This window comes from Specibacter sp. RAF43, assembly GCF_052114065.1.
GTDB lineage: Bacteria > Actinomycetota > Actinomycetes > Actinomycetales > Micrococcaceae > Specibacter.
Genome location: NZ_JBFREA010000012.1, coordinates 73,713 through 90,301, shown reverse-complemented (window position 1 = coordinate 90,301; position 16,589 = coordinate 73,713). Strand labels below are relative to the sequence as shown.

Annotated in this window: 18 protein-coding genes; 8 read left to right on the top strand and 10 right to left on the bottom strand. The window is 70.9% G+C overall.

Annotated elements, in window-relative coordinates:
* Nucleotides 1-3 precede the first annotated feature (3 nt).
* A complete protein-coding gene (locus AB4Y80_RS08565; RefSeq protein ID WP_442213626.1) occupies nucleotides 4-1,248 on the top strand; it encodes an APC family permease in 1,245 nt (414 codons plus the stop codon).
* A gap of 27 nt (nucleotides 1,249-1,275) precedes the next feature.
* Here AB4Y80_RS08565 and AB4Y80_RS08560 read toward each other — a convergent pair whose 3' ends face one another.
* A complete protein-coding gene (locus AB4Y80_RS08560) occupies nucleotides 1,276-2,262 on the bottom strand; it encodes a diaminopimelate dehydrogenase (protein ID WP_442213625.1) in 987 nt (328 codons plus the stop codon).
* 136 nt (nucleotides 2,263-2,398) lie between these two features.
* On the opposite strand from AB4Y80_RS08560, the gene AB4Y80_RS08555 reads away from it, so the two are divergent.
* Nucleotides 2,399-3,145, top strand: a complete 747-nt coding sequence (locus AB4Y80_RS08555; RefSeq protein ID WP_442213624.1) for an ATP-binding cassette domain-containing protein — start codon at nucleotides 2,399-2,401, stop codon at nucleotides 3,143-3,145.
* The gene (locus tag AB4Y80_RS08550; RefSeq protein WP_442213623.1) at nucleotides 3,088-3,984 is read left to right on the top strand and encodes an ATP-binding cassette domain-containing protein; all 897 of its coding nucleotides are present in this window, start codon (nucleotides 3,088-3,090) and stop codon (nucleotides 3,982-3,984) included. Before AB4Y80_RS08555 ends, AB4Y80_RS08550 begins: the two co-directional genes overlap by 58 nt.
* A 16-nt stretch (nucleotides 3,985-4,000) precedes the next feature.
* Here the strand turns inward: AB4Y80_RS08550 and AB4Y80_RS08545 are convergent, their stop codons facing one another.
* Nucleotides 4,001-4,861 (bottom strand): DNA-formamidopyrimidine glycosylase family protein, encoded by an 861-nt coding sequence (locus AB4Y80_RS08545; protein WP_442213690.1) that lies wholly within the window; start codon nucleotides 4,859-4,861, stop codon nucleotides 4,001-4,003.
* 78 nt (nucleotides 4,862-4,939) lie between these two features.
* Here AB4Y80_RS08545 and AB4Y80_RS08540 point away from each other — a divergent pair, with 78 nt between their 5' ends.
* Nucleotides 4,940-6,868, top strand: a complete 1,929-nt coding sequence (locus tag AB4Y80_RS08540) for a penicillin-binding transpeptidase domain-containing protein (protein ID WP_442213622.1) — start codon at nucleotides 4,940-4,942, stop codon at nucleotides 6,866-6,868.
* A gap of 9 nt (nucleotides 6,869-6,877) precedes the next feature.
* Here AB4Y80_RS08540 and AB4Y80_RS08535 read toward each other — a convergent pair whose 3' ends face one another.
* Together AB4Y80_RS08535 and AB4Y80_RS08530 are read right to left on the bottom strand one after the other, a co-directional pair.
* On the bottom strand, nucleotides 6,878-7,618 hold the full coding sequence (locus tag AB4Y80_RS08535; protein WP_442213620.1) for a dienelactone hydrolase family protein: 741 nt from the start codon (nucleotides 7,616-7,618) through the stop codon (nucleotides 6,878-6,880).
* A gap of 69 nt (nucleotides 7,619-7,687) precedes the next feature.
* The gene (locus tag AB4Y80_RS08530) at nucleotides 7,688-8,158 is read right to left on the bottom strand and encodes a hemerythrin domain-containing protein (RefSeq protein ID WP_442213618.1); all 471 of its coding nucleotides are present in this window, start codon (nucleotides 8,156-8,158) and stop codon (nucleotides 7,688-7,690) included.
* 225 nt (nucleotides 8,159-8,383) lie between these two features.
* Here AB4Y80_RS08530 and AB4Y80_RS08525 point away from each other — a divergent pair, with 225 nt between their 5' ends.
* Genes AB4Y80_RS08525 through AB4Y80_RS08515 form a run of 3 tightly spaced genes read left to right on the top strand, consistent with a single transcriptional unit; the run spans nucleotide 8,384 to nucleotide 9,883 of the window.
* Complete coding sequence (locus AB4Y80_RS08525; RefSeq protein WP_442213617.1) at nucleotides 8,384-9,157, top strand: NUDIX hydrolase; 774 nt, start codon at nucleotides 8,384-8,386, stop codon at nucleotides 9,155-9,157.
* Between the two features lie 35 nt (nucleotides 9,158-9,192).
* A complete protein-coding gene (locus tag AB4Y80_RS08520; RefSeq protein WP_442213616.1) occupies nucleotides 9,193-9,435 on the top strand; it encodes a PLDc N-terminal domain-containing protein in 243 nt (80 codons plus the stop codon).
* Complete coding sequence (locus AB4Y80_RS08515) at nucleotides 9,416-9,883, top strand: SRPBCC family protein (RefSeq protein WP_442213615.1); 468 nt, start codon at nucleotides 9,416-9,418, stop codon at nucleotides 9,881-9,883. Before AB4Y80_RS08520 ends, AB4Y80_RS08515 begins: the two co-directional genes overlap by 20 nt.
* A 22-nt stretch (nucleotides 9,884-9,905) precedes the next feature.
* Here the strand turns inward: AB4Y80_RS08515 and AB4Y80_RS08510 are convergent, their stop codons facing one another.
* Nucleotides 9,906-10,889 carry a malate dehydrogenase gene (locus AB4Y80_RS08510; protein ID WP_442213614.1) on the bottom strand — a complete coding sequence of 328 codons (984 nt, stop codon included), beginning with the start codon at nucleotides 10,887-10,889 and terminating at the stop codon, nucleotides 9,906-9,908.
* A 158-nt stretch (nucleotides 10,890-11,047) separates the two neighbouring features.
* On the opposite strand from AB4Y80_RS08510, the gene AB4Y80_RS08505 reads away from it, so the two are divergent.
* A complete protein-coding gene (locus tag AB4Y80_RS08505) occupies nucleotides 11,048-11,218 on the top strand; it encodes a hypothetical protein (RefSeq protein ID WP_442213613.1) in 171 nt (56 codons plus the stop codon).
* Nucleotides 11,219-11,234: 16 nt separating this feature from the next.
* Here the strand turns inward: AB4Y80_RS08505 and bioD are convergent, their stop codons facing one another.
* From bioD to bioB, 5 genes are read right to left on the bottom strand one after another with little or no spacing between them, the layout of a single operon-like run.
* On the bottom strand, nucleotides 11,235-11,924 hold the full coding sequence (gene bioD / locus AB4Y80_RS08500) for a dethiobiotin synthase (RefSeq protein WP_442213612.1): 690 nt from the start codon (nucleotides 11,922-11,924) through the stop codon (nucleotides 11,235-11,237).
* Entirely contained in the window at nucleotides 11,921-12,994 is a 1,074-nt protein-coding gene (locus AB4Y80_RS08495; protein ID WP_442213611.1) for a cytochrome P450, read from the bottom strand. Before AB4Y80_RS08495 ends, bioD begins: the two co-directional genes overlap by 4 nt.
* Nucleotides 12,991-14,100, bottom strand: a complete 1,110-nt coding sequence (locus AB4Y80_RS08490) for an aminotransferase class I/II-fold pyridoxal phosphate-dependent enzyme (RefSeq protein WP_442213610.1) — start codon at nucleotides 14,098-14,100, stop codon at nucleotides 12,991-12,993. Before AB4Y80_RS08490 ends, AB4Y80_RS08495 begins: the two co-directional genes overlap by 4 nt.
* 20 nt (nucleotides 14,101-14,120) lie before the next feature.
* Nucleotides 14,121-15,470: an adenosylmethionine--8-amino-7-oxononanoate transaminase gene (locus AB4Y80_RS08485; RefSeq protein ID WP_442213609.1), complete on the bottom strand. Its 1,350-nt coding sequence runs from the start codon at nucleotides 15,468-15,470 to the stop codon at nucleotides 14,121-14,123.
* On the bottom strand, nucleotides 15,463-16,557 hold the full coding sequence (bioB, locus tag AB4Y80_RS08480; protein ID WP_442213608.1) for a biotin synthase BioB: 1,095 nt from the start codon (nucleotides 16,555-16,557) through the stop codon (nucleotides 15,463-15,465). The genes AB4Y80_RS08485 and bioB overlap by 8 nt, the downstream gene beginning before the upstream one ends.
* Between the last annotated feature and the right edge of the window lie 32 nt (nucleotides 16,558-16,589).

The following is a 16,589-nucleotide window of genomic DNA, read 5'->3' as shown; positions in this document are numbered from 1 at the left end:
TTCATGAGCAATCCGGGTCTCGAGCGGCGGCTGGGGACCGTCGACGCCGTCGTCATCGGCCTGGGCTCCATGATCGGCGCCGGCGTGTTTGCCGCGTTCACCCCCGCCGCGCAGGCTGCCGGGGCCGGCCTGCTGCTGGGGCTGGTGATTGCCGCCGGCGTCGCGTACTGCAACGCGACGTCCTCCGCCCAGCTGGCCGCCGCCTATCCGACGTCGGGGGGCGCGTACGTGTACGGCCGCGCGCGGCTGGGCCCGTGGCCGGGGTTCATCGCCGGCTGGGGCTTCGTGGTGGGCAAGACGGCCAGCAGCGCCGCCATGGCCATGACCTTTGCCGCCTACGCGGCGCCGCCGGGCGCAGATCGGCCGGTCGCCGTCGGTGCGGTGGCGCTGCTGGTGGCCGTGAACTATCGGGGCGTGAGCCGGACGGCGGCCCTGACCAAGGTCATTGTGGCCGCCGTCCTCGCGGCGCTCGCCGTGGCGCTCGCGGCGTCGTGGGCAACGGGGGCCGCGGCGGCGCCACGGATCCTCGACGGCGGGCTCCTGGCGCACGGCTGGTACGGGATCCTGCAGTCGGCCGGGCTGCTGTTCTTTGCCTTTGCCGGCTACGCCCGGATCGCGACCATGGGCGAGGAGGTCATCCGGCCCGGGACAACCATCCCCAAGGCCATCCTCATCGCCCTGGGCATCGCCGTGGCCGTGTACCTGGCCGTCGGCGCCACGGTCCTGGCCGCCCTGGGGGCCGACGGCGTGGCCGCCACCGCCGCGCCGCTGACGGCCGCCGCCGGGGGCTGGGGGTGGGCCGGTCCCGTGGTGCGGATCGGCGCCGCGCTGGCATCCCTGGGCGCGTTGCTCGCGCTGGTGGCCGGCCTGGGGCGGACGTCCCTGGCCATGGCCCGGGAGGCGGACCTGCCCGCCTGGTTTGCCGCCGTCCACCCGAAATACCGGGTCCCGCACCGGGCCGAGCTGGCGCTGGGCGCGGCCGTGTGCGTCATCATTGCGGTGGCGGATTTGCGCGGGGCCATCGGCTTCTCCTCCTTTGGCGTGCTGATCTACTACCTGGTGGCCAATGTGTCCGCGTTCACCCAGCCGGGGGCGCAGCGCCGGTATCCCAGGGCCCTGCAGGTCGTGGGGGCCGTGGCCTGCGCCGGCCTGGTCGCCACCTTGCCCGTCGCATCCGTGCTTGCGGGGTTGGGGATGTTCGCCGTCGGGATCGGCTACCGGTGGCTGCGGCTGCGCCGGGCGCGGTAGCCGGCGCGGCGCAGCAGGTGGGGGCGCCTAGAGCAGTTCCGCGCGCAGTTCCGCGGCCGATTGTGGCGACAACAGCCCCGGCGGCACGTCAAGGACCGTTTTGGCGCCGAACTGGCCCGCCCGGCTCATCCGGTGCACGGCGCGCGCATAGGCCACCAGCACGCTGGAGGTGAATTCCGGGTTGCTGCCCAGCGCCAGGGAGTACTCGATGACCTGGGCGTGGTCGCCGGTGGTGTTGCCGCTGCGGATGACGAAGCCGCCGTGCGGCATGGCGGCGTGGTCGCGCGCCAGCTCCTCGGCGGTGATGAAGGTCACCGTGGTCTCGTACTGGTCAAAGTAGTGCGGCATGCCCACAATTTCCCGGCGCACGGCCTCCGCGGAGGCACCCTCCGCCAGCACCACGAAGCATTCACGTGTGTGCTTTTGGCGGGTGGTCAGCGTGGGACGGGCCCCGGCGCGGACCGCGGCGATCGCGGTTTCCGACGGCAGCGTGTACTGCACGCCGCCGGCCACTCCGGGCACGCGGCGGATCGCCTCCGAATGCCCCTGGCTCAGCCCGCGACCCCAAAACGTGTAGGTGTCGCCGTCGGGCAGCAGCGCCTCGCCGTACACGCGGTTGATGGAAAACATGCCCGGGTCCCAGCCGGCGGAGATCAACGCGGTCTTGGAATGGGCCCGCGCCGGCGCGTCCACGGAGGCAAAATACTCCGGAATCCGCGCATGTGTATCAAAGCTGTCCACGGTGTTGAACAGGGCCGCGAGCGCCGGCCCCTGCCCGGGCAGGTCCGACTTCGAGCCGCCGCACAGGATCAGCACGTCAATGTCATCGGCATGGCCGGCGAGCGCATCCATCCCGAACACGGGAGCATCGCCGTGCAGCGGCGCCACATCGGCCGGCTCACGCCGGGTGAAGATGCCCGCCAGCGTCATGTCCGGGTTCTTCGCGACGGCGGCCTCCACGCCGCGGCCCAGGTTTCCGTAACCGGCGATCCCAATGCGAATCGGTGCCCTCATCTACTTGTCCATCCATTCGTCGGGCGGCCCGAAGTACCGGGCCGCAGGGTTTAGAGACCACCGTACCGTCTGCGCGCCGGTAAACTGGGGGCGGGTGTTTATCTTGGGCCCGCCAACTTCCGTGAGGACCACACCCATGAGCTTGATCCGGCTAAACGACGTCAGCGTCCGCTTTGAGAAGGTGGCGGTGCTGCGGGAGGCCTTCTTCAAGCTGGAGGCCGGGGACCGGGTGGGGCTCATTGGCAAGAACGGCTCGGGCAAGTCCACGCTCTTGAAGCTGGTGCTCGATCAGGTGGCGCCGGACACCGGGACGGTCAGCGTGGAGCTGGGCACCAGGATCGGCTACTTTTCGCAATTTTCCGAGCTCAACGGCGCCGCCACCATCCAGGAGGTGCTGGCGGAACTGTTCGTCCACGTCCAGGCCATCGAGGCGGAGCTGGCGGACATTGACGGCGCCATCGCCGCGGGCCCGCCGGTGGATGAGCTGGACCGGCTGATCCACCGCCAGTCCGAGCTGTTTGCCGACATGGACCGGCTGGACGGCTGGGACTACCAGCGCAGCATCGACACGGTGCTCACCACGCTCGGCTTCAACGACGCCCACCGCATCTGCGCCATCGACGAGCTCTCCGGCGGCTGGCGCAACCGGGCCGCGCTGGCCAAGATCCTGCTGGAAGCCCCGGACGTGCTGCTCCTGGATGAGCCCACCAACTACCTGGACGTGGCCGGCGTCGAGTGGCTGGAGGGCTGGTTCAAGAACTTCCGGGGCGCGGCGGTCATCGTCTCGCACGACCGCACGTTCCTTGACGCCGTGGTCACCGCATCGTGGAGGTGGAGAACTTCCACCTGCACGAATACCCGGGCAACTTCGCCGACTACGTGACGGCCAAGGCGTTCCGGCTCAAGACGCTGCAGAGCCAGTTCGTGCACGAATCCGAGCTGCTGGCCTTTGAGGCCGAGGGCATTGCCGACCGCCGCGCGGCGGCAAAGGCCGCCAGCCGCGGCCTGGATTCGAAGCTGTCCAGGATCAAGAAGGCCCGGGCCCCGCGGCCGGTGGATCAGATCATCACCGAAATTTACGGCGGACTGCACGTGAAGGACGTGCTGTGCCGGGTGGAGTCGCTGAGCAAGTCCTACGGCGAGCGGACCCTGTTCCGGGACCTGAGCTTTGAGATCCGCCGCGGCAACCGCATTGTGGTGCTCGGGGCCAACGGCAGCGGCAAGTCCACGCTGCTGCGGGCGCTGACGGGGGAGGAGCCGGCGGATTCCGGCCAGGTCACGTGGGCGAAGGGCGGCGGGCGGGTCTCCTACAACCGGGTCCTGGCGGACCTGGACCCGGAGGACACCGTGACCCATGCCGTGAACGCCCTGCCGGACAGCCTGGCGTTGACGGCGACGAAGAAGTCCGTCAACCGCTTCCTGGCCATGTTCCAGTTCTCCGAGGCTGACCTCAAGCAACGCATCGGCAACCTCTCCGGCGGCCAGCGGGCGCGCGTGGCCATGGCCCAGTGCCTGCTCTCCGGCGCCTCCGTGCTGGTGCTCGACGAGCCCACCAACCACCTGGACATGTCCAGCACCCAGGTCATGGAACGGGCGCTGCTGCATTTCCCGGGCGCGGTGCTGGTGGTCAGCCACGACCGCTTCTTTACGGACAAGGTGGCCAACCGCTGGCTCGTATTCGACGCCGAAGCCCCCGGAAGGATTGACGTCCGGCACGGCTAGGGAAAAGCCCGGCGCCCTACTTCAGCAGTCGCGACAGCCGCCGATCCGCCAGCGGCTTGCCCTGGGTTTGGCAGGTGGGGCAGTACTGCAGGCTTGAGTCCGCGAAGGCAACCTGGCGCACCGTGTCGCCGCAGACCGGACACGGTTCCCCGCTTCGACCGTGCACCCGCAGGCCGGCTTTCTTTTCCCCCTTGAGGTCCGCGGCGGCCAGGCCCCGCGTTCGTTCGACGGCGTCCCGGAGCGTCCCCTGGAGTGCGGCGAACAGCCGCCCGCCCTCCTCGGCGCCCATGGCCGCGGGATGGAAGGGCGACATCTTGGCCGCGTGCAGGATCTCATCGGAATAGGCGTTGCCGATGCCGGCAATAATCGACTGTTGCCGCAGTACGCCCTTGATGTGGGCCCGGCCGGCCGCCGCAAGGATGCCCAGGAACACGTCCCTGGTGAAGTCCGTGCCGAGGGGATCGGGCCCCAGGCCGGCGATGCCCGGCACGTTGGCAACGTCCGCGACCACATGGATGGCCAGGCTTTTCCTGGTCCCCGCCTCCGTGATGTCCAGGGCCGATCCACCCGCCAGCACCAGTCTCGCCGCCAGGGGCCCCTTGCCGAGGCGGCCGGAACGGGCGGGCACCTCCTCGCGCCAGTGCACCCAGCCTGCCCGGGCCAGGTGCAGGACCAGGTGCAGGTCGCCGATGGCCAGGTCGAGGAACTTCCCGTGCCGGGTCACGGACTGGACGGCTCCCCCGGCCAACGTGGAGGCCGGCGGGTCAAAGGTCTTCAGGGCGGCGACGGCGAAGATGTCGAGGCGTTCGACGGTCCTGCCCCGCAGGCGGGCATCGAGATCCGCGGCAAGGGCGTGAATCTCCGGCAGCTCGGGCACCTTCCCAGTTTCCCCCTGCCCGCCGCGCCCGTCCAGCGGGTTCGGTAGGCTGAAGCCACAATCAATTTTGGGGGTTTTATGCTTCGCCATGCTGCTGCTTTGTTCCTCGCCCTTGCCCTCGCAGTGACGGGCGCGGCCTGTTCGCCCCGGGACGACGGCACCGGCGCCGCCGCCGCGCTCGCCAAGGCGCTCACCACGCACACCGTCGGGGACGTGGCCTTTGATACGCCGGGCGCGGACGTCCAAAAGGAACTCAGCGAGCAGGCCAAGGGCATCGACCCGGTCTGGCCCACGGTGACCGTGGCCGGCGTCACGGTGGACGGCGACGCCGCCCGCGTCTCCCTGAACTTCAGCTGGGCCATCCCCAAGCTCGCCAAGCCGTGGACCTACCAGAGTGCCGCGAGCATGGTGCGCGCCGGCAGCGGTTGGAGGGTCGCCTGGACCCCGGAGATTCTGGAGCCCAGCCTGGCGGCCGGTGAGCGGCTGAAAATCACCACCACGTACGGCCAGCGCGCCGGCATCCTGGCCGCCGACGGCGAGGCAATCGTGAAGGACCGCCCCGTCCGGGTGGTCGGCATCAACAAGGACGGCCTCAGCGCCGCCCAGGCCGCGGCGTCCGCCAAGGCGCTCGCCGCCGTCGTCGGCATTGACCCGGCAGGCTACCTGGCCAAGGTCAAGGCGTACGGACCGGTGGCGTTTGTGGACGCCATCACCCTGCGCCAGGACGCGTACGAGGCCCTGGATGCGGCCACGCTCAAGGGCATTGTGGGATTCCTGGCCACGGCCGGGACCCTGCCGCTGGCCCCCTCGCGCACCTTCGCCTCCGCACTCCTGGGTTCCGTGCGCGAGGCCACGGCCGAGGACATTGAAAAGTCCAAAGGGGCCGTGACCGCCGGGCAGGCGGTCGGCGTCGGCGGGCTGCAGGCCTCCTTCAACGACCAGCTGTCCGGGACCCCCGGCGTGAGCGTCCTGGCCGTCGCCGCGACCGCGCCCGACGCCGGAGCCTCACCCGCCGCCGACGCCGCACCGGACGCCGTGCCCCCGCGGGTACTGTTCAGCGTGGACGCAAAGGACGGCCTGGACCTTGTGACCACGCTGGTGCCGAAGCTGCAGACCGCGGCCGAGGACGCGCTGGCGGCCGTGAAGACGCCCAGCTCGATCGTGGTGATGCGCCCGTCCACCGGCGCCATCCTGGCCGCCGCCAACGGCCCGGACAGCAACGGCTACAACACCGCGTTCCTGGGCCGCTACGCGCCGGGGTCCACGTTTAAGATCGCCACCTCGCTGGGCCTGTTCCGGAACGGGCTCAACCCGTCCTCCACCGTGGACTGCACGCCGGACTACGTGGCCGACGGCAAGAAGTTCCTCAACGCCCCCGGCTATGCGGCGGACGCACTCGGGCCGATCCCGCTCACCACCGCCATTGCGCACTCGTGCAACACGGCGTTCGTGTCCCAATTCAAGAACCTGGCCCAGGACAAGCTGGCCGATGCCGCCGGCGCACTGGGCATCGGCATGAGCAACGACCTCGGCCTGGCCGCGTTCATGGGCGACGTGCCGCGCGATTCCGCCGGCACCGAACATGCTGCCTCAATGATCGGGCAGGGCAAGGTGGCGGTGTCGCCGCTGGCGATGGCCACCCTGATGTCCGCCGCGGTCAAGGGCTCGGCCGTGGTCCCGGTTCTCGTCGACGGCCACGCCGGCAAGGCCGCGCCCGCCGCCGGGGCGGCCCTGACGGCCAAGGAGGCCGGGGACCTGCGCACCATGATGCGCGCCGTGGTCACCGACGGATATCTGTCCGTCTTGGGGGACCTGCCCGGGGCCGCGGCGATCGGCAAGACGGGGACCGCCGAGTACGGCACGGACAACCCCCCGCGCACGCACTCGTGGGTGATTGCCGCCCAGGGCGACATCGCCGTCGCGGTGTTTGTGGAGGACGGCGACCTCGGCGCCATCACCGGCGGCCCGCTCGCCCGGGCCATCCTGGCCGCCGCGGCCGGCAGCTGAGCCCGCCGCTCAGTCGAGGTGTTGGCCCAGGAACTCCAGCGTCTGCGCCCACGCAATGGCCGCCGGCTCCGGGCGGTAGGCCAAGGGGCTGGTGTCGTTGAAAAACGCGTGCCCGGCGTCGGCGAAGACGGTGTACGTGAAGTCGACGCCGGCCTCGCCCATGGTGGTGATCAACGTCGGCAGGGCCTCCACGAGGGCCTTGTCCTCTTCGCCGTAGAAGGCCAGGACGGGGCAGGCAATGCCGGCGAGTTCGGCCGCGTCGTAGGTGGCGTGGCCGTAAAACGGGACGGCCGCCGCCAGCCGGGATTCGCCGACCGCCAGGGCAAACGAGTAGGTGCCGCCAAAACAAAAACCCACGACGGCGGTCCGGCCCGAGCCTTCCGGCGTCTCCTGGAGGTAGTTGAAGACTTCGGAGACGCCGGCCTGGACACGGGCCGCCGTCTCCGGGGATCGCAGCGGCACGGTGGCCGCACGGATCCGGGGCTGGATTTCGTTGCGCGCGGCGGGGTCGGCCAGGCCGGCACCCAGATCCGCCAGCAACACGGCGTCGAGCCCGGCCAGGCCCATGAGATCGGGCGCCGCCGCCACGTAGCCGGCCTCCGCGAAGCGGTCGGCGACGTCCTTGATGTGGTCCACGAGCCCCCATATTTCATGGATGACCACCACGGCACCCTTGATGGGACCCTGCGGGTCCGCGCGATATGCCTGAAAGTTTTCCCCCGCGGCCGTGAAGTCAATCATGGTTCCCATGGGTCAACTCTCACACCCGTCGATGGTGCTGTCGAGACCCGGGCCGGCGCCGGCGCCCCGGAGGACCGCCTACCGCGACGCTGCGCTGCACACCCAGCCGTCCGGCGTCGTGCCGGTCGTCAGGAAATCGGAGAGTTCCGTTTCGGCCGCGGCGGAGAGGATCTGGTCGGCCTGCGTGTACAAGATGGGCTCCTCCTTGGAGTTGTGCCGGTCCAGCTGGGCCAAAAGTTCCGTGGCGGATGCGCGGAGCGCGGATGCGTCGGCGCCGCCCGCCTGCAGCGACTCGACCGCGTCCATGGCATCCCACAGGCCGCCGTGTTCGCGCAGCATGACGAAGATCGGGCCCATCAGCCCGGCGGCCTTCAGCGGCGGGAACAGGAATTGTTCCTCCAGGTAGATGTGGCGGCGCAGGCCCTCGAGGGCCGTCGCGAGCGGCTTGGGACTGCCGCCGGCGTCGAGCCCGGCCAGGTAGGCCTCGATCCCGCCGTCGATCAAGCGGTGCTCACGCTCCAGCGCGCCGCCCAGGGTTTCCTGCTCCATGGTTCCTCCTTGAATGATTCCAACCCTTTCAGAATATGCCCGGTCTCCCGGGACGCGCCCGCGCGTTGCCGGTTGGGAGGGGCTGGGTGGGCGTTGCCGGTTGGGAGGGGCCGCCCGCGCGTTGCCGGTTGGGAGGGGCTGGGTGGGCCCACGGCGCCGAGGGGCCCAACTTGCGACGCGCCCGCGCGTTGCCGGTTGGGAGGGGCTGGGGACTAGGGTTGGCGCATGGGTATTGATGAACCGTTGGCGCCGTTGGAGGATGCCTGCACCGTGGTCCTGCTGCGGGACGGGCCGGGCGGACTGGAGGTCCTTTTGCTGGAGCGCCCCGGAGCCAGCAGCGCTTTTGGCGGGGCCTGGGTGTTTCCCGGCGGCAAGGTCGACCCCGTTGATCGCCTCGACCCCGACGGCCACCAGCTCTCCGAGGTCGCGGCGGCACGGATCGCCGGCCTGCGCGAGGTGGCGGAGGAAACCGGCCAGCAGCTGGAGCCCGAAACGCTGGTCCCGCTCTCGCAGTGGACGCCCATGCAACGGATTCCGCGCCGCTTCCGCACCTGGTTTTTCATCGCCGCCGCCACCACGGCCGAGGTGATACTGAACCCTGGAGAACACGAGAACTACGCCTGGTTGGCCCCGGCGGAGGCCCTGCGGCGGCATGCGGTGGGCGCCATGGCGCTGGTTCCGCCCACGTGGGTCACCCTCCATCACCTGCGCGAGTTCGGCACTGCGGCGCGGGCGCTCGGGCAGGCCGCCGCGTGCCCTCCCTTCGTCTACGACAGCTATCTTTTGATGCCCGACGCCGGCACACCGGCGTCCGGGGCACCGGCCGGAGTCGTGTGGGCCGGGGACGAGGCATACCCGGGTGGTGGCGGAGCCGCGGGCGAGCGGGCCGGGGCGCGGCATCGGCTGGACATGGCGGGGCTGCCCTGGGTTTTTGAGCGCACCGATCCGCCCTCCGGCCCAATGAAGGATTCCCGGATGTGCCGCGGCGCAATAGACTAGCCGCGTACGCAGCACAGGGTCGATGAGGAGGCGCCATGGCAGCCAAGAAGCGGTGGAGTGAAATGAGCTCGCGCGCCAAGGTTCGCATTGTGGTGGCCGGCGTGGTCCAGCTTGCGTTGCAGGCGGCGGCGCTGCGGGACCTCTCCCGACGGACACCGCAGGAAGTCAACGGGCCCAAGCGTGCCTGGGTGGCGGCGTCGTTCCTCAATTTTGGCGGACCCATCGCCTACTTTGTGTGGGGTCGCAAGAGGGCAGGCAATGAGCCGCGACCCCGGTGAAAGCATGGTGGCCGGCCCCAACACCCTAACCATCGTGCGCGTGTTCAACGCCCCCCGCGAGCTAGTCTTTGCGGCCTGGACGGACCCCGACCGGCTGGCGGCGTGGTGGGGGCCGGCGGAGCTGCACACCCCCCGCGAATCCGTCAGCATCGATCCGCGGGTCGGCGGCGAGTGGTCGGCCACCATGGTCATGGACGACGGCAGCGCCGAGTTCCCCTCCGCCGGCACGTTCTCCCGGTTCGAGCCGCCGAGCGGCTTTGAAATGCGGGAGGAGGCCACCGACATGTTCCCGTTCGCCAACACGATGACGGTCAGCCTTGACGAGGTGGAGAACGGGACCAGGATGACGATCGTCCAGCACTTCGCCACCGAAAGCTTCGACTTCGGCGACTCGATCGTGGGCTGGGGCAGCTCGCTGGAAAAGCTCCGGGCGCTGATGACCGGCTAGCCGTACTTGGCCCCGCGGGCCGCTAAATCAGGCCAAGCCCCTTCACGGCGGCGCGCTCCTGGGCGAGTTCGGCCACCGAGGCGTCGATGCGGGCGCGCGCAAAGTCACTGATGGAGAGCCCCGGCACAATGTGGTATTCGCCGCCGGCGGCCGTGACGGGGAACGAACTGATTAAGCCCTCCGGCACCCCGTAAGAGCCGTCGGAGGAGACGGCCATGCTGGTCCAGTCGCCGTTGGGCGTGCCGGACACCCACAGGCGCACGTGTTCCACGGCGGCGTTGGCCGCGGAGGCGGCCGACGACCCGCCCCGCACGGCAATGATCTCGGCCCCGCGCCCGGCCACCCGGGGGATGAACTCATCCTCGATCCACTGCTGCGTCACGAGCTCCGTGGCGGGCCGGCCGTCCACGGCGGCATGGCTGATGTCCGGATACTGGGACGCCGAATGGTTGCCCCAAATGGCCACGTTGCGGATGGCACTGACGGGGGAGCCGGTCCTGGCCGCCAGCTGCGCCACGGCGCGGTCGTGGTCCAGCCGGGTCATCGCCGTGAACCGGGACGCCGGGATGTCCGGGGCATGGGAGGCGGCGATTAAGGCGTTGCTGTTGGCGGGGTTGCCCACCACGACCACCTTGACATTGTCCGCGGCGTGGCCGTTGAGCGCCTGCCCCTGGACGGAGAAGATTCCGCCGTTGGCGCGCAGCAGATCGGCGCGCTCCATCCCCGGCCCGCGCGGCCTGGCCCCGACCAGCAGGGCGATGTTGGCGCCGTCGAACGCCCGCGCCGGATCGTCATAAACGTCCATGGAGGCCACCAGCGGAAACGCGCAGTCCATCAGTTCCAACACCGTGCCCTCGGCCGCCTTGACGGCCTGCGGAACCTCCAGCAGCCTCAGCCGCACCGGCACGCGGGGGCCGAGCATGGCCCCGGAGGCGATGCGGAAAAGCAGTGCATAACCAATTTGTCCGGCGGCTCCGGTGACCGTGATGGTGACGGGAGCGGTCATGGCTTGTGCGTCCATGCCGCCAGTCTAGCCGCGGCCGCCGCGCCCCGCCCGGCGCGCGCACGGCGCCAAGCTCCGCTTCGCGCGAGGCGGGGGTCTGGAACGCTATGATTGTCCAATTGGGGTCGAAAACAAATACTGTTCCATGAGGAGATATTCGGATGCCACTTTGGCTGCTTATCACCATCATTGTGGTGGTTTGGCTCCTGGCCATGGTGGGGATCATCATGTTCATGATGGGTGCTTCCCGCGGCCGTGAACGCGAGCGACTCGCCGAACAACGGCGCAACCTGGAACCCGCGCACCAAAAACACCGGCACGAGGAACCCTAGCCCCGCACCGCGGCCGTCAGGCAACGGGCAGGTGCAGCCATCTTGGGGCGGCGCAGCGAAAGGCGGCCGGGTCCAGGCGCGATGCCCCGGCGGGCAGGCTGCCAAGGAATGACGTTCCCGACGCCCGGAAATACTCGCGGTTGGTGAGCTCAATGGCCGACGGCGCCGCCGGCCAGGAGCCGATCGCCAGCCCGGTGACGGGCAGGCCCCGGCGTCCAAGTGCCTCGAGCGTCAGCATGGTGTGGTTCAGGGTTCCCAACGCGCTGCGGCACACGACCACCATCGCCGTGGCGGCCGCCGGGGCCGCGGCCGCCAGGTCGGCCAGGGTGTGGGCCTCGCCGTCCAGTTCCACCAGCAGGCCGCCGGCGCCCTCCACCAGCACATGATCAAACGTTGCGGTCAACGTCGCCAGCCGGTCCACGTGGTGCTGCAGGGAGGGCAGGGCACGGTTTTCCCGGGCGGCCGCGACGACGGGGGCCATGGGGTCACGCAGGCGCACGCCCTCAAAGACGGTCCCGAGGCCGGTGAGCCGGGTGACCTCGTCCATGTCCCCGTGCCCGTCGGGGGTCACCCCGGTCTGGGTGGGCTTGTACACGGCCACGGTGGCGCCGGCGGCCGACAATGTGGCCGCCAGGGCCGCCGTCGTCAGCGTCTTGCCGACGTCGGTGTCGGTGCCAGTGATGAACGTGATGGCGGGCAGGCTCATGGAGTTCCCCTGACTGCGTTAGTGGCGGTTACGGTGAGCGGGGTTTGGAAGGACAGCAGCCGCAGCCACTTGGGCGGGGCGCCGGACAGCTCCAGTTTCGGCAGCGCGCGGGCGGCCTCCTCCACCACCAGTGCCGTTTCCAGCTCGGCCAGCCGGGCGCCCAGGCACCGGTGCAGGCCGTGGCCAAAAGCCAGTGAATAGGCCGTGGGGGCGGCGTCGGCGGGGTGGTTGCCGCTGAGCTCGAGCAAGATCTCGGCCCCGGCAGGCAGCGTGCGACCGCCCACCTCGGTGTCGCGGAGGGCGGCCCGCCGCCACGTCGGGACGGAAGACTCCGTGGACAGCACGCGGCGAACATGGGCGGCGGCCGCCTCCGGCTCGGCCAGCCCCGCCCATGCGCCGGCGTCCTCAAGGCCGCGGTACAGGGCGGTATTGATCAGCTGGGAGGTGGTTTCCTGCCCGGCGATCACCAGGAAATATCCCAGCGAGCACACCTCGGCCGGGGTGAGCCCGGCCGCGTCCAGCACCCCGAAGAGGGACGTGGTGCCGCGGGCGGCCGCGGCCTCGCCCCGAAGCCAGACGTAGAAGTCGGCGGCGCTGCGGGCCAGGACCAGCTGCCGGTCCGGATCCGGCCAGCCCCAAAACAGCTCCAGCGAGTCCCGGCTCCAGCGTTTCAGCAGGCCCAGCTCCGGCGTGGGCTGCCCGGTGAGCTCGGCCATGATGACGGGCGGGATGTGCCGGGCCACGGACTCCGCCAGGTCCACGGGGCCGCGGCCCAGGGCGGCACGGGTGACGGCCAGCCGTTGCGCCGTCAACTCCCGCACGCGCGGCGCGACGGCGGCGACCTTGGCGGGCGTGAAGAACTTCCCCACCATGGTGCGCACCGACCGGTGCTGCGCGCCCGTGGCGGAGGCCAGCACGGGCGGGAGGGCGAACCGGACCCTGCTGAGGATGCGCAGGGTGGCCGGGGCCAGCGGCACCACCGACGTCAACGCGTTGGTGGGCGCGAAGTCGTCCGTGCGGCGCATGACCTCCCGCACCTGCGCGGGCTCGCGGATGCGCGTAAAGGTCATGGCATGACTCCCAGTGCGGCGGCCACGGCGGTGGCGGCACGGTCCAACTCGGCCGGGGTGAGGTTGGCCCGGGCCGTCAGGCGCAGCCGGGACACGCCGTCGGGCACGCTGGGCGGGCGGAAACACCCCACCGCCACCCCGGAGGCGTGCAGGGCCGCCGTCAGCGCGGTGGCGCGATCGGCGGATCCGACCGGGATGGATTGCACCGCGCCGGCCGCCGCGGCCACGCCGCAGCGCTGCGCCAGGGCGGCGGCATTGGCCAGCATTCGCCGGGAGCGTTCCGGCTCCGCCCGCACGATCCGGCACGCCTGGGTGGCCGCCGCGGCCGCGGCCGGTGCCAGCGCGGTGTCAAAAATGAACGTCCGGGCCGTGTTGAGCACATGTTCTCGGAGCAAGTGAGATCCCAGCACGGCGCCGCCCTGGGAACCCAACGCCTTGGAGAGCGTGGCGGTGACGGCCACGTGCCGGGCCCCCGCCAGCCCCGCCGCGTGCACGGCGCCCCGGCCGTCCCCGGCCACGCCGATGCCGTGGGCCTCGTCAACCAGCAGCAGGGCGTCGAAGTCCGCGCACAGGGCCGCCACCTCCGCCAGCGCGGCGGCGTCGCCGAGCACGGAGTAGATGGATTCGAGCACGACGACGGCCCGCGGCTGGGTGCGCGCGGCCAGTGCCGCCCCGATGGCGGCCGTATCCTGGTGCGCCACCGCAACGGCGGGGGAGCGCGAAAGCCTGATGCCGTCCAGCAGGGAGGCGTGCACGTGGGCGTCGTGAATGATCAGGGTGCCCGGGCCCCCGAGCGCCGTCATCACCCCAAGGTTGGCCGTATAGCCGCTGGAAAACACCAGGGCCGACTCCTGGCCGGTCAGCCGGCGCAGCTGCTCCTCCAGGTCCTGGTGCGCGCCGGTGGTGCCGCACACCACCCGGGACGCACGGGCGCCGGCCCCGTAGGTCTGAAGCGCCGCCGCCGCGGCGGCCACCACCCGCGGGTCCGCGGACAGCCCCAGGTAGTCGTTGGAGGCAAGGTCAATCAGGCCCGCCCGCGCGGTGGCGGTGCGCACCAGCCCGCGGCGCTCCCGAACGTCCGCCCGGGAGGCGAGCCAGGTGTCCATGGCCGTTGACTTCCCGGGCATCAGCCGTGCACCCGGGCCACGGCCGCGCAGATGCCGGCGCCGATGACGGCCACGTCTTCCGCCGAACTGATGTACGGCGGCATGGTGTACACCAGATTGCGGAAGGGGCGCACCCAGACTCCGTGGTCGAGCGCGGCCCGGGTCACGGCCGCGACGTCGACCGGGCCGGACAGCTCCACGACGCCGACGGCGCCCAGCACCCGCACCTCCCGCACGCCGGCCACGGCGCGCGCCGGCGCCAGGGCGGCCTCCAGTCCCCGCTCGATCCGCCCGACCCGCTCCCGCCAGCCGGATTCCGCCAGGAGCTCCAGCGACGCGGAGGCCACCGAACATGCCAGCGGATTGGCCATGAACGTGGGCCCGTGCAGCAGGGCCCGCAGCGGCGAGTCGGTGATGACGCGGGCAACGCGGGCCGAACACAGCATGGCCGCCAACGTCAGGTAGCCGCCGGTCAGGGCCTTGCCGACGCACATGATGTCCGGAACCACCCCGGCCCATTCGGCGGCAAACAGCCTGCCGGTCCGGCCGAACCCGGTGGCTATCTCGTCCACGATCAACAGCAGGCCGTGGTTGTCGGCCACCCGCCGGGCGGCGGCCAGGGCCTCGGGGGCGTAGACGTGCATGCCGCCGGCGCCCTGCAGCACGGGTTCGACGACGATGGCGGCCAGCTCGTCCGCGTGCCGGGCCACCGAAGCCGTGAGAGTTTCAACCCATGCGGCCACCTCGGCCGGGTCGGCGACCAGCTCGCCGTCGACCAGCCGGGCGGCGGGCGGGCGGGGCAGGAAGCGTTGTTCGGCGATGAGCGACGGGAAGGCCGCATGCATGCCGTCGACCGGGTCGCACACGCTCATGGCCGCAAAGGTGTCGCCGTGGTAGCCGCCGCGCAACGCCAAGAATTGCGTCCGCCCCGGCCGGCCGCAGCCGCGCTGGTACTGGACGGCCAGCTTCAGGGCGACCTCGACGGACACCGACCCCGAATCGGCAAAAAACACGTGGTCCAGGCCGTCCGGGGTCATCGCCACGAGCTGTTCGGCCAGCCGCACGGCGGGCTCGTGGGTCAGCCCGCCAAACATGACGTGGCTGAAGCGGCCCGCCTGCTCCAGCAACGCCCGGTCCAGGCGGGGGTGCCGGTAGCCGTGGATGGCCGACCACCAGGAACTCATCGCATCCACGGCCGCAAACGTGGTGCCGTCGGCGGCCCCGAGCGTCAGCCGCGTTCCCTCCGCGTGCAGCACGGCGTAGGGCGCGTCGCCGTCGAGCGGGGCGTAGGGGTGCCACAGCAGGCCGCGGTCCCGGGCAATGAGGGATCGGGCCGATCGAGCGTCGGAGGAATCCGGCAAGCTATGCATTGGGTGCCAGCACGGTGCCGGCTCCCCGGCGCCGGATGGTGACGGGCGCACCCGGGGCGGTGCCGCCGTCGTCGTGCCCCTGCCCGCCCGAGTCCTGGCCGCCCGAGTCCTGGCCCAGGACCACAAAGCCGTTGTCGGCGATCATGTCCAGGTCCGCCTGGCCGGCCTGGCCCTCGCTGGTGAGGTAGTCGCCCAGGAACAGCGAGTTGGCCACCTGCAGGGCCAGCGGCTGGAGGGTGCGCAGGTGCATTTCGCGCCCGCCGGCCATCCGCACCTCCGTGGCCGGGCAGGCGAAGCGGGCCAGGGCCAGGATGCGCAGGCAGTGGGCGGGCGTGAGCAGCCACGTACCCTCCAGCGGGGTGCCGTCAAAGGGCATGAGGAAGTTCACCGGGATGGACTCACTGCCCAGCTCGCGGAGGGCGAAGACGGCGTCGACGAGATCCGCGTTGCTCTCGCCCATGCCCACGATCAGCCCGGAACAGGGGGACAGCCCGGCGGTCTTGGCGTGCTCGACGGTGCGCACCCGGTCCGCGAAGGTGTGGGTGGAGCAGATGTCCGCATAGTTGGTTTCGCTGGTGTTGAGGTTGTGGTTGTAGGCGTCGACGCCGGAGTCCTTCAGGCGCTCGGCCTGGCCGTCCTTGAGGATGCCCAGGCAGGCACAGACCTCGACGTGCGGATGTTCGCCCTTGAGCTGGTCCACCATGCCCGCCACGCGGTCCACGTCCCGGTCGGTGGGGCCCTTGCCGCTGGCCACCAGGCACACCCGGGAGGCGCCGGCGCGGATGCCGGTGGCGGCCTGGGCCACGGCCTCATCCGCCTTCAGCCACGTGTACTTCAGGATCTGGGCGGCCGAGCCCAGGCGCTGGGAGCAGTAGGTGCAGTCCTCGGGGCAGAGGCCGGACTTCAGGTTGACCAGGTAGTTCACCTTGACCGTGTTGCCGAAGTGGGCCCGGCGCAGGCGGGAGGCGGCCGCGACCACCTCCAGCAGCTGGTCGTCGGTGGACTCGAGGATGGTGAGGGCCTGCTCGCGGGTCAGGGCGGCGCCGGCCAGCTGCCGGTCGGCAAGGTCATCAAAGTAATTGAACACTGTTCAAGTGTGGGTGTTGCCGTGCCCGCTGT